The 12805-nt window shown below is 72.5% G+C and carries 8 protein-coding genes; 2 read left to right on the top strand and 6 right to left on the bottom strand.

Annotated features, from left to right (window positions below; genetic code table 11):
• The coding region (locus DLJ59_RS07945) for a pectate lyase family protein (protein WP_208648593.1) at positions 1-893 on the top strand (893 nt) is incomplete at its 5' end.
• Positions 894-942: 49 nt separating this feature from the next.
• On the opposite strand, the gene miaB is transcribed toward DLJ59_RS07945, so the two are convergent.
• Entirely contained in the window at positions 943-2436 is a 1494-nt protein-coding gene (miaB, locus tag DLJ59_RS07940) for a tRNA (N6-isopentenyl adenosine(37)-C2)-methylthiotransferase MiaB (protein ID WP_124771861.1), read from the bottom strand.
• 220 nt (positions 2437-2656) lie between these two features.
• Between miaB and DLJ59_RS07935 the strand changes: the two genes are divergently transcribed.
• Positions 2657-3565 carry an alpha/beta fold hydrolase gene (locus tag DLJ59_RS07935; RefSeq protein ID WP_244235899.1) on the top strand — a complete coding sequence of 303 codons (909 nt, stop codon included), beginning with the start codon at positions 2657-2659 and terminating at the stop codon, positions 3563-3565.
• A gap of 55 nt (positions 3566-3620) precedes the next feature.
• Here DLJ59_RS07935 and fxsT read toward each other — a convergent pair whose 3' ends face one another.
• The 5 genes from fxsT to DLJ59_RS07910 are packed head-to-tail and all read right to left on the bottom strand — an operon-like array spanning position 3621 to position 12614.
• Positions 3621-7490: an FxSxx-COOH system tetratricopeptide repeat protein gene (gene fxsT / locus DLJ59_RS07930; protein ID WP_124771859.1), complete on the bottom strand. Its 3870-nt coding sequence runs from the start codon at positions 7488-7490 to the stop codon at positions 3621-3623.
• On the bottom strand, positions 7487-8758 hold the full coding sequence (locus DLJ59_RS07925; protein ID WP_124771858.1) for a TIR-like protein FxsC: 1272 nt from the start codon (positions 8756-8758) through the stop codon (positions 7487-7489). Before DLJ59_RS07925 ends, fxsT begins: the two co-directional genes overlap by 4 nt.
• The gene (locus DLJ59_RS07920; RefSeq protein ID WP_158630808.1) at positions 8755-9414 is read right to left on the bottom strand and encodes a TIR-like protein FxsC; all 660 of its coding nucleotides are present in this window, start codon (positions 9412-9414) and stop codon (positions 8755-8757) included. Before DLJ59_RS07920 ends, DLJ59_RS07925 begins: the two co-directional genes overlap by 4 nt.
• Positions 9415-9466: 52 nt before the next feature.
• Entirely contained in the window at positions 9467-10291 is an 825-nt protein-coding gene (locus DLJ59_RS07915) for an AAC(3) family N-acetyltransferase (protein WP_124771856.1), read from the bottom strand.
• A complete protein-coding gene (locus DLJ59_RS07910) occupies positions 10275-12614 on the bottom strand; it encodes an FxsB family cyclophane-forming radical SAM/SPASM peptide maturase (protein WP_244235898.1) in 2340 nt (779 codons plus the stop codon). Before DLJ59_RS07910 ends, DLJ59_RS07915 begins: the two co-directional genes overlap by 17 nt.
• Between the last annotated feature and the right edge of the window lie 191 nt (positions 12615-12805).

The following is a 12805-nucleotide window of genomic DNA, read 5'->3' as shown; positions in this document are numbered from 1 at the left end:
CGCCACCGACGACCCCGCCACCCACGACCCCGCCGCAGACCGGCCTGGTCGGCTGGGCCACCCAGAACGGCGGCACCACCGGCGGCGGCAACGCCGGCACGACCACAGTCAGCAACGCCTCCGGCCTGACCAGCGCACTGAACGCCACCGGCGCCGCGGTGATCCGGGTGACCGGGACCATCACCTGCTCGGGCATGCTGCGGGTCCGGTCCAACAAGACCATCCTCGGCAACTACGGGGCGACGATCGTCGGCTGCGGGTTCAACATCAGCGGTGACCGCAACGTGATCATCCGCAACCTGACCTTCCGCAACTGGAACGACGACGCGATCAACGTGCAGGAGTCGGCCACCAACATCTGGATCGACCACAACAGCTTCAGCAACGGGTACGACGGCGCCGTCGACATCAAACGCGGCTCGGACTTCGTCACCGTCTCCTGGAACCGGGTCTTCAGCCACGACAAGACCATGCTGCTCGGCCACAGCGACGACAACGCCGGCCAGGACGTCGGTCACCTGCGGGTCAGCTACCACCACAACTGGTTCGACGGCAGCAACCAGCGCAACCCCCGGGTGCGCTTCGGCAACCCGGTGCACGTGTACAACAACTACTACCGGGCCAACGGCGGCTACGGCGTCGCGTCCACGGAGAACGCCGGGGTGCTCGTCGAGGGCAACTACTTCGAGAACGTCGACGACCCGTACCACCTCGGTGAGGGGGACTCGGGGCCCGGCAGCCTGGTCGCCCGCAACAACCACTTCGTCAACTCGCCCACCGGGCAGGCCGGCGGCAGCGTGGCCAGCATCCCGTACTCCTACCAGCTGGACACCGCGAGCAACGTCAAGTCGATCGTGACGGCCGGCGCCGGCGCCGGCAAGATCACCGTCTGAACCCGGCGGCCCCTTGTCGTCGCGCGACGACAAGGGGCCCTCAGGCAGCTCAGTGGGTGGCGCAGCCAGCGGCGGGGGCCGGCACGACCGGCGGTGCGCCGATCGTCGGCAGACCGAGCAGAACCCCAGGGGTACGCGGGGAGCGACCCGCCTCGGCCGCGTCACCGGCCCGGGTGCGCCGGTGCGCCACCGGCGCTCCGTCGGCGTTCAGGTGATGCGGCGCGGCGTACGTGATCGTGGTGTGCACGATGTCCCCCGGCCGGATCTGACCGGCCAGCGACTCCCCACCGGGCGTCCCCGTGGCGAAGTGCACCAGTCGGCCGTCACGGGCCCGCCCGGACATCCGGCCGGTCCGCTCGTCCTTGCGGCCCTCGCCGACCGCGACCAGCACCTCGACGGTCTCACCGACGAGGCGCTTGTTCTCCGCCCAGGTGATCTCCTCGACGCAGGCGACCAGCCGCTCGTAACGCTCCTGCACGACCTGCTTGGGCAGCTGACCGTCCATGGTCGCGGCCGGGGTGCCGGGCCGCTTCGAGTACTGGAAGGTGAAGGCCGAGGAGAACCGGGCCTCCCGGACCACGTCCAGGGTGCGCTGGAAGTCGGCCTCGGTCTCACCGGGGAAGCCGACGATGATGTCGGTGGTGATCGCCGCGTCCGGCATCGCCGCCCGGACCTTCTCGATGATCCCCAGGTACCGCTCGGAACGGTAGGAGCGGCGCATCGCCCGCAGCACGTCGTCGGAGCCGGACTGCAACGGCATGTGCAACGAGTGGCAGACGTTCGGCGTCTCGGCCATCGCGGCGATCACGTCGTCGGTGAAGTCCTTCGGGTGCGGGCTGGTGAACCGGACCCGCTCCAACCCGTCGATGTCACCGCAGGCGCGCAGCAACTTGCCGAACGCGTACCTGTCGCCGAACTCCACGCCGTACGAGTTGACGTTCTGCCCGAGCAGGGTCACCTCCAGCACGCCCTCGTCGACCAGGGCGCGCACCTCGGAGAGGATGTCGCCGGGGCGCCGGTCCTTCTCCTTGCCGCGCAGCGCCGGCACGATGCAGAACGTGCAGGTGTTGTTGCACCCCACCGAGATCGACACCCAGCCGGCGTAGGTGGACTCGCGGCGGGTGGGCAGCGTGGACGGGAAGACGTCGAGGGACTCCAGGATCTCCACCTCGGCGGCGGCGTTGTGCCGGGCCCGCTCCAACAGCACCGGCAGCGCGCCGATGTTGTGGGTGCCGAAGACCACGTCCACCCAGGGCGCCTTGCGGACGATGTCGCCCCGGTCCTTCTGGGCCAGGCAGCCGCCGACCGCGATCTGCATCCCGGGGTGCTTGTCCTTCACCGGGCGCAGCCGACCGAGGTTGCCGTAGAGCCGGTTGTCCGCGTTCTCCCGCACCGCGCAGGTGTTGAAGACCACGATGTCAGGGGTGTCGTCGCCAGCGGGTGCACGCTCGTATCCCGCCTGCTCCAGCAGGCCGGAGATGCGCTCGGAGTCGTGCACGTTCATCTGGCAGCCGTACGTCACGACGTTGTAGGTCCTAGCCACCCTCTTGGTGCCCCTTCCCCTCGGGCTACCAGGGTAGCGGCCCGTTCGGGTGCCCCAACCCACCGGCATTGACCCGCTGGCCCATAGCGGGCATCCACGACGGGCAGTACGCTGCACAACAAGGATGTGTTCTGGGCGATTTCGGGGGCTTTGCACTCGGCGCCGACGATGCGCGGCTCCGTTCACGGGGGAGCACATGACGACCCGCGGGAGGCCAACCGTGACGCGACAAGAGGCGACACAGCGCACCGTCACGACCCCGGACGGCCGGCACCTCGCGGTGGAGACCTCGGGCGCATCAGACGGGCCGGCGGTCTTCCTGCTGCACGGCACCCCGGGCAGCCGCAGCGGCCCCCGACCCCGCGGCATCGTCGTCTACCGCCTCGGCGTGCACCTCGTCTGCTACGACCGACCCGGCTACGGCGACTCCGACCGCCACGAGGGTCGGCGGGTGGCCGACGCGGCGGCCGACGTGGCGGCGATCGCCGACGACCTCGGCATCGACCAGTTCGCGGTGGTGGGCCGATCCGGTGGCGGGCCACATGCCCTGGCCTGCGCCGCGCTGCTACCGGACCGGGTCACCCGGGCCGCCGTGCTGGTGGGGCTCGCCCCGGCCGGCGCACCCGACCTGGACTGGTACGCGGGCATGGCGGAATCGAACGTGGAGGACTACGGCCGGGCCGACGAGGACCTGGCCGAGCTGACGCTCAACCTGAAGGTTCGCGCGGACGAAGCCCGCCGGGACCCGATGACGCTGCTGGACTTCCTCCGCCCGCAACTGCCCGACGAGGACATCCGGGTCGTCGACGACGTCGCGATCCGCCGACTGCTGACCGACATGTACGCCGAGGCGCTGCGACACGGCCCGGAGGGTTGGATCGACGACGTACTGGCGATCCGGCGCGGCTGGGGGTTCGACCTGGGCGCCATCCGGGCGGAGGTCCGGCTCTGGCACGGCGAGCAGGACCGCTTCTCCCCGGTGGAGCACTCCCACTGGCTCGCCTCGCAGATCCCGCGCGCCGAGGTGCAGGTGCAGTCCGGCGCCGCGCACTTCGGGGCGGTGGAGATCCTCCCGCAGACCCTGGCCTGGCTGGCCACGCCGGACCTCGCGACCAGCCCGCACCTCTGAGCGTCCGGCCCGGCGGGCCGGCCCGGACACCGGACCCGCCCGCCGAACGACCCGGTCAGATGGTGTGTGGGTCGATCACCCGGACCACGAACCGCCGCTCGCGCAGGGTCTGCACGGTCGGATGCTCCACACCGATCACGTCGGCCAGCCGGTCCGCCACCACGGCGACGTCCTCCGTGGCCGGGCCGTCGCCGGCCCGCCTCGCCACCAGGGCGAGATCGCCGAGACAGCGCAGCGTGTCGGGGTGGTCCGCACCGATCACCGTGGCCAGCCGGCCGGCGGTCTCCCGCAGCCGGTCCCGCGCCGACTCCCAGTCACCCTCCTCGGCGAGGCACACCGCCTGGTTGACCTCCGCCGCGAGGGTGTGCGGGTGGTCCGGCCCGAGCACCTTGCGCAACTCGCCAACCGCCCGGGCCGCCGACGCGAGCGCGTCCGACCTGCGTCCCAGCGCGCGCTCCGCCGCCGAGATGTTGCTCACCGTCGCCAGCACGTGCGGGTGCTCCGGGCCGAGCCGGAGTTGCTCCTCGAACGCCAGCCGCACCGCGTTCATCTCGGCCAACGCGCGAGCCGCGTCACCGACGGCCAACAGGTTCGCCGCGCGACTCGACCGGCACGCCACCGTGTCCGGGTTGTCCGGACCGAAGCGCTCGTCGAGTTCGCGGTAGGCCGTCTCGAACATCGGCGCGGCCTCGCTGCCCCGACCGGAGCTGCGCAACGACACCGCCAGGTTGACCTGAGCGGCGAGACTCTGGCCGTCATCCGGCCCGAGCACCTCGCAGTACGTGTCGTAGACCGTGCGCAGCAGGGTGGCCGACCTCTCGTACTCGCCGGCTTCGCGCAGGTCACTGCCCAATCGCAAGGCGGAGACGAGAGTGTATGGATGGGTGGGGCCGAGCACCAGACGCCGCCGCTGGTGCACCTCGTCGTCCCAGCGACGGGCCGACCGGTAGTCGCCGACCAGCCGGTACGAGACGGCGAGGTTGTTGGCCGCGCTCAACGTCCGGGGGTGGTCCTCGCCGAACACCTGGAGCCAGGAGGCGTAGGTGGACCGGTCCCGTTCCAGGGCCTCGGCGTAGCGGCCGAGCGCCCGCAGGTCACCGCCGAGGCTGCCGGCGGTCATCAGGCTGTGCGGGTGCAGCGGGCCCAACAACCGGCGTTGCTCGGCCAGCACCGCCTCGTCCAGATCCCGGGCCTCGCCGAACCGGCCCAGGCTGCGCAGGATGTTCGCCCGGTTGAACCGCAGGTGCAGCACCTGTCGGCGCAGCGCCGACTCCTCCACCTCGTCCTGCGCGTCGCCGAGCCGGGCGCTCCAGGTGTCGTCCACCTCCTGGCTGAACGCGTCGGCCTGGTCCAGACCACCGCGCTGCCACAGATAACGAACCCGGTCGATCAGCAGCTGACACACCGACTCGTCGGGGCAGGTCAACGCCTCGGAAACCTCCAGGTGCGGCCAGAGCATGCGCAGCCGGGCCCAGGTGGTCGGGTCGTCCACGTCGCCCCGGGGCCGCGACGCGGCCAGCACCAGGTGCGCCTGGTGTCGGGCGGCGGTGATCTCGTCGTCGGTCATCCGGTCGCGGACCACCGCCTGCAACAGCCGGTGCACCTGGACCCGACCACCCTGGACGTCGAGTTTGAGCAGTGCCAGGCGGTTGATCTGCTGGACCAGGGCGCCACGCACGAGCCGCTCCGACACCGACGGGTCGAACGGCACGAGGGCCGCGGCCATCTCGTCGCTGTAGATGAGTTCGAGAGCGATCTCCGGGGCCAGCACCGAACAGAGCTGCAACAGCCGGTACGCGGCGGGCGCCTGCTCGAGCAGCCGGTTCAGCGACAGGTCCCAGGTCGCCTCCACGGAGAGGGCGCTGGGGCCGTGCCGCTCGATCTGCCGCAGGTAGTCGGCGACCGACGTGCCCGTGTCGGCGAGCCAGGCGCCGGCCGCGGCCACCGCGATCGGCAGGTCGCCGAGCGCCTCGGCGACCCGGTCAGCCTCCTCGGCGCTGATCGTGGGCACCCGCTGGGCGAGGTGCGCCACGCTCTCCGTGCGGTCGAAGACGTCCACCTGGATCGGGTTCGCCCGGTCACCCCAGGCGCGGTTGCGGGAGGTCAGCAGGACATGCCCGGGGCCCTGCGGCAGGAAGGGCTCGATCTGGTCGAGTTCCTCGGCATTGTCCAGCACGACGAGCCACCGCTCGTACGGCTCACCACGGCCGAGCACCTGGAGCACCGAGCGGACCGTGTCGGGCAGGGTGGGACCGACGAGGATGCCTAGGCGACCGGCGAGGTCGGCGAGGGCGGTGTCGACGAACTGCGGCGGGTCCGCCACGATCCACCAGACCACGTCGTACGCGGCCTTGAACCGGTGCACGTACTCCAGGGCCACCTGCGTCTTACCGACGCCGCCCATGCCCTGCAGGGCGACCGGCAGCACCACCGCGCTGCCCCCGCTCTGCAACTGCGCGCGCAGCCGCGCCAGGTCGTCCTCCCGGCCGGTGAACCGGGCGTTCCGGTTGGGGGCGTTGAAGATCAACGGCTCGGTGCCGGGAAAACGGGTGGCCCCGCCCGCCGGCCCGTCCGCCGACGACGGCACCGGCCGGCCGACCAGCCGCAACACCCGTTCCACGGCGGTCGCGGCGCTGACGTTGACCAGGTTGGTGGAGCTCTGCGACGGGAACTCCGCCAGCGGCCGCAGGTCGGCGACGTACACGGCCAGGGCAGTGGAACCGGTGCTGGTGTCGCGGTCGGGCAGACCGCCCGACGGCGTCGCCACGTAGGCCGGCGAGACCACGGTCAGCGTGCGCGGGGCCGGCGTACCGGCGGACCCGACGGCGGCAGTGGGCTCCACCACCCGCAGCCCGGCCGAACTGAGCACCCGCTCCAGCCACTCCGCCCAGATCGCGTCCTCCGGCGCGTACCGGAGCACGATCTGGTCGTCGATCGCCTCGGTGCGTCGGCGGAACCGGGCCTTGCCCCGCTCCCGCACCGACTCGTCCATCAACGGCAGCGCGGTCACCGCCCCGTCGGTGAGGATCCCGGTCAACGTCTCGAACGCGGCCAGCAGCGACGTCGGTGAACCCGGCGCATCGCCGAACGTGGCCAGCGTCTCCTCATACGCGTAGAACGGTCGGTACGGGACCTCCACCGCAGCCCAGTAGCGCCGCCGTTCCGCCTCGGTCATGCCGGCCGGCAGCCCGGCGAACCGGCGCATGGCCAGCAGGCGACCCGCCTCGGCCCGCTCCTTCTCCGCCTGGTCGACCCGCATCGGCACCGGCAGAACCCGGATGTCCCGCCGCCGGTAGCGGTCCCGAACCGAGTGCGCCACCCGGGCCGCGCCGTCGATGCCCTGGTCGCTGAGGGTGAAGCAGTCGACCAGGGTGTCCGGCAGGTGCAGGGTGCAGATGTCGGCGACGTCGCTCAACCCCGTCCGGCTGTCGATCAGGGTGAAGTCGTACTGACGCTTCATATCCGCCCGCAGCGCCTCGAAGAACTGCGCCCCGCCCAACCGGTTGTAGAAGTTGTCCCAGTCCAGGCCGCTCACCGAGACGGCGTAGTCGCTGTTCTGCCGACCGGCGGAGAGGAAGTCGAGGCCACCGCCGTCGGGGAAGGTCCAGCGCAGCGAGAACGCGTGCCGCCCGACCCGCGCGTACTGCTCCATCCAACGGTCCGGCCGGTCGTCGACCCGGGTGGTCTCCCACTCGTAGTCGCGGATCATGTCGATCACGCCGCTGGTGCCCTGGATCGCGTCAGCGTCGAGGAACGGGTGGAAGAAGCGGTGCAGACCGGGTGACTCGAGGTCCCAGTCGGCGACGAGCACCCGCCGGCCGCTGGCCGCCAGGATCCAGGCCACGTTGGCCAACGCCATCGTCCGGCCCGTCCCACCCTTGAACGAGTAGAAGGTGACGACCTGGCCTTCGCGATCGTTGTTCATCGGTCTTCTCCGTGGGGACGCGGTGGGGCCGGATCATCAGGCGGGGACGCGGGGTCGGTGGAGACGGTCGAGCCGGCGGCGGGCAGGCCGTCACGCAGACGCGGCACCGGCTCCGGCGGCGGTTCGAAGGGGACGACCGGGCCGTGCTTGAGGAACTGCCGGCGCGCCTCGGTGACCAACGCCGGCATCAGGTCGACGAACTCCGGCATGCTGCACGCCCGCTTCACCTGGGGCAGACCGGCGTCCTGCAGAAGCTGGGTCACCTCGGTGGCCCAGCGGGTGGCGTCCTGGGTGTCGTCGTCGTCGGTGACCACCAGCGGAACGACCCACTCCCGCAGGCCGTGCACCATCCGGGCGAGGACCTTGGCCGCGTCCGGTGCCGCCGCGATCCACGGGTCGACCAACAGCACCGCCGGCCGCCGATCGAGCAGCGCGGAGGCCTGCGCGAAGTCCTCCGTACGGGCCGACAGCCCGAGCCGCTCGGCGGTGCTGACCGCGTACTCGGCGGCGGGCAGTTGCTGACTGCGCCCGTACGGCCGCCAGAGCCGGCCGCTGGCGGCGTAGCCGGCGGGGTCGCGATCGGCCGGCAGCCGATCCCGGGTCGGGGCCAGGACGGCGACGACGAAGTCCGGTTCGGTCGGCGCCGGGCGGACCACCTCGTCCAGGCCGGGCGCCCGGGACGGGCCCATCGGTCGCCGCTCGGCGGTGTGCACGATCCGGCTCGCCAGGCGACTCAGCAGCAGCTCGTACTGGGTCCGGTAGGAGGCCAGCATGCAGAACGCGCGCAGGCCGTCGGCGGCGTACTCCGGGACGTCCCGGCCCAGGTCCAGGGCGCCGTCCAGCTCCGGGTGGGCCTCCCACGGGGGAAACGGGATCCACAGCACCGGGGTGAGGTGACCGGCGGTGACCCGGGCCGGCCCGGCGGCGTCCAGCCGGGCCCGGAAGGACTCCTGCTCCCCCAGTGCCCAGGGGCGGCTGAAGTAGCCGGGTGAGTAGAGCGGAACGAAGACCTCGGCATCACCGAGCGCCTCGGCGAGAGCGGCCTTCCAGTCGGCGCCCAACGGGATGTGCTGGTCGAAGAAGCCGATCCGCATCCCGGCGACCGGTCGCGCCTGGCGCCGCACCTCGTCGGTCAGATCGGCGAAGAACTGAGCGACCCAGACGTCGGCGTCGGCGCGGGCGCCCGGCGGCGGGGCCGAGTGGGCGTAGCTCAGGAAGAAGTACGTCCCGCGCGCCCCCGACCGGGGTCGGCTCGTCGGCGGACTCACTTCGACTCCTCGGCGAACCGGTTGCACAGCTCGTCCACGCTCTCCGGCACCCAGGGTTCGACCAGGTACGACCGGTGGATGGCCACGATCCGCTGCGCGAGCCGCCAGACCACCCCCCGGTAGGCGTTCTCCAACTGCATGGTCAGCAAGCCGTAGACCCCGTCCCGCTGGTAGTGCACCGCGATGTCGGGATCCGGCATCGCGGTCGGGGAGAAGCGCTGGATGTCGCGGAGCACCCGGGGCAGCGCCGTGCCGTTCGTCGGCGACCAGGTGATCGGCACGATCGCCGTCTCGTTCACCGAGGCGGAGCTGTGTCGTGGCGTGATCCGTCGACGGGAGAACGCGTCCCACTCCCGACCACACCACTCGCTGCCGAGCAGCGCGCTGGACACCAGCGGAACGAAGACCTGGCAGGTGCCGGCGGCCTGGAGAAGCTCCGGGCTCCAGCGTTCGCCACCGGCGATGGAGGTGTCCAGGAAGCCGGCGTCCACTCCGGTCACCGGACCGACCAGCTCACTGACGTGGACGGAGAGGTCCTCGAAGAAACGGGAGACGTACTCGGCGGGTTTGCCGGCGGCCCGGCCGGCCGGCGCCCGCGAATAGCTGATGAAGAAGAGCGGGGCGCGTGCTCTGGAGGGTGCGTCCACTGTGCTCACCGCTGCCCCTCCGCCCTCCCCACGCGGCCGGAACATCAGCGTAGTCCCCGCGTCAACGCCGCGCCGCCAACCGGTTCGCGGCGAACCAGGCAGTCGCGAAGTCGACAGCGGCTCGCGCCGGCAGCAGGCGGGCGTTGGCCCGCCCCACCCGACCGTGCCGCACCAACGGCGTCTCGTCGAGCGCGGCACCCACCTTCGGGAAGTCCCGGTCGTCCAGGTCGAGAGCCCGGAAGTCGAGGCGGACCCGCCGCCCGTCGAAGAGGCGGAAGCAGTGGTAGTCGCGCTCGGGCGGTGGAACCGGCAGCCGGTACTCGGCCAGGTGCAGGGCGCTGCACGCCTCGTAGCCGAGGCCGAGCAGCAGGATCTGCCCGTCCGCCGCGTAGAGGCCGCCAATGGGTGAGCGTTCCCCCAGGTGGCAGCTGAGGTCATGGCCGTCGGTGAGCTGCCGGGCCCGGGGTCCGAGCGCGGCGAACGAGGTCTGCGGATGGTCGCTGCGCACGGCACCGGGGGTGCACCGGACGTACTCGGCGAGCGCACCCATCCGCTGCGAGGGGGTGCTCCGGCGGTCCCAGCCCGGCAGCGCCGACTCGTACCGTTCGCGCTGCGCCCGGTCCATGCCCGCGGTGGCCGCCAGGTGGGCCCGGGAGGTGGTCGAGTTGCCGTCGGTGTGGGTGGGCACCAGCAGCGTGCCGACCGGGCCGAGGACGTCACGCAGCGCGCCGGCGAGGGTCGCCGGGCCGTGCTCCAGCAGGCCCACCCGACGCAGGCCACAGTGCACCAGCAGGCACACCCCCGGGCGTACGCCCAGCGCCCGCAGGTCGTCGGCGAGGCGGGGACGGCCCAGCCCGGGCGGTGGGTGCTCATCGGGACCCGACATGGGTCTCCTCCAGCGCGTGGCGCAGCTGGCTGACGAACCGCTCACCCGCCGCGGTCAGCGACCGACTGGCCAGCAGCGCGTCGACGCCGTCCCGCGTCCACGCCAGGAAGTGGGCCGCGTGCGCCGACGCGTCCGGATGGTCGGTGGCCGCCCGGGACCGCCAGACCTGGGTGACGGCGAGGTGGGCGTACACGCCCTGCAGGACGCCCTCCGGCGGTCGCGGGTCGGGGCGCCAGGGCACCCGGATCCGGGTGCCCTGGCCGGGTTCGACAAGGTCGTACAGGTCGAGCACCGCACCCAACTTCGCGTGCTGCCACTCGTGCACGAGCAGCACCGCCATCGTCTCCGGGTCGGGATGGGGGGTGACGGCGACGGCGCCGAACGCGTGCCGGGCGGTCGCGCTGCGCAGGGGTCGCGCCGGGTCGGGCGCCAACGCGACCACGGCACGCAGGCCGCCGTCGAGCGCCGCCGCGTGCGCCGGCACGTCCCGCCGCACGACCCGCCAGGCGTCGGTCAGGGTACGGCCCAACGCCCGTGCCGCCGGAACCTCCAGGCGGGGTTCCACCGGCTGGCCGTAGCAGTCGCGGTACGGGTCGCCGTCCTCCAGGAGCAACCGGCCACCGGGCACCGACACGTCGCGGGTCGGCAGCCAGCCGGTCGACGGCGGCGCCAACGGGTCGAGGAGCACCGTCTGCTCGACCGACCCAGACCGGACCTGGACCTCGCCGGGCCGGACGGTCACCTCGGCGCGCTCCCCCAGGCCGGGCAGCACCAGGTTGCCGAGCGTGGGCAGCGTGATCGCTCCGGCCCGCACCGGGACCCGCAACGCGGCCGGGACGCCGGCCCGCAGGGCCGCGGCGATGGCGAGGGCCGGCAGTGGGTCGACCGCCGCGCCGAGGCCGGGCAGGGCCGACGAGTCGAGGCGATGCACCAGCCCGGGCCGGACGAAGGGGTGCTCCAGGACCGCCAGGACCGCGTCCGGCGCCGCCTGGTCGAGGTGGACGAGCAGTTCCCAGGCGGCCGTGCTGCCGAACCGGTCCCGGCAGGCCGCCAGCAGCGCCCGGGTGATGGAGAACTGGGTGGCGGCGAGCAACGCGAGCGTCGACGTCGACCCGGGCCCGGTCGCCAGATCGTCGAGCAGCTCGTCGACGGGCGAGGTGGCGGACCATTCGCGCGGCATGGACCCGGCGGCGGTCCGTTGGCGCGGCGCGGGTGGGGTGGGCGGCGGGTAGGCGTCCACGGTGTCGATCAGGCGGAGCAGGTCGGCGCAGTACACCGAGGGGTTGTCGAAGTCGGAGCCGGTGCGCCAGCGGTGCGCGTACAGGCCGCCACCGCACCGGTCGACCACCGGGCAGGCCCGGCAGGTCGCGCAGAGCCCGTCCACGCCGTCCTGCCGGACGGCGACCCCGGGGTGCCGCGCGACCTCGTCCACCGAGTGGTCGAAGACGTCGAACCCGGTGCCGGCCGCGCCGTGGTACGCGGTCTTCAGCGAGTCGACCTGCTCCCAGGCGCCGTCCGCCTCGATGACCAGCACGTCGGCCGGTGCGAGGCCGAACGCCTCGGTGCCGCCGCCACCCGGGCGCAACGCCTCGAACATCCGGATCGACATGGGGCGCCCGTCGTCCACCCACCGCCGGTGCAGCCGCCCCAGCCAGTGCGCGTACGGGGTGGGCTCGGGCCCGGGTCGCTGCGGGGGGTGGTCCCAGGTGGCGTGCGGCAGCAGCAGGTCGACTCGGGGCGGGTTCTCGGCCAGCAGCGCCTCGTACACCCGGTCGGGATCGTTGCGGACGTCGATGGTGCACAGGATGCCGGCGTAGCTGGTGCGGTATTCCGGTCGCCGGAGCAGGGCCAGCGCCCGCCGGACGTGGTCGTGGCTGCTGCCGCCGTGGGCGAAGACCCGGTGCCGGTCGTTGGCGACACGGTCACCGTCGAAGGACACCCCGACCCGCACGTCGTACTCGACGAAGAGCCGGCACAGCTCGTCGTCGAGGAGTACGCCGTTGGTCTGCATCCGCAGGTCGAGCCGCGCCCAGGGGGTGATCGTCGTGCGCAGCTCGGCCAGCGCCTCGCGCAACCCGGCGGCACCCAGCAAGAGCGGCTCACCCCCGTGCAGCACCACGTGCACGACCGGCAACCCGTGCTCGCGCGCGTGCTCGGCGATGCGCCGTGCGGCGCCCTGGACAGTGGCCGGCGGCATCCGCGCCGGACGGCCACGCCAGGTCTGGTCGGCGTGCTGGTAGACGTAGCAGTGGTCGCAGCTGAGATCACACCGGCTGTGCACCTTCAGCACGAACTGGCTGATCCGCCGGCAGGGTCCGTCCACTCCGGGTGGACCGCACCGGCAGATCATCACTCAGATGGACGAATTGAAGGCGGCGACGGCCACGACGCCGGAGGGCACGCGGTCGGTCGTGACGACGCGCCTGCGTACCGCCTCGATCAGATCGGCGTGCTCGACGGCGATCCGTTCCAGCGGGGTGTGCAGGCTACGGGTGAGATCGTCTAGGTCGGGAC

It is taken from the genome of Micromonospora inaquosa (assembly GCF_003857055.1).
GTDB classification, from domain to species: Bacteria; Actinomycetota; Actinomycetes; order Mycobacteriales; family Micromonosporaceae; genus Micromonospora; species Micromonospora inaquosa.
This window is presented reverse-complemented; position numbering and strand designations above follow the sequence as displayed.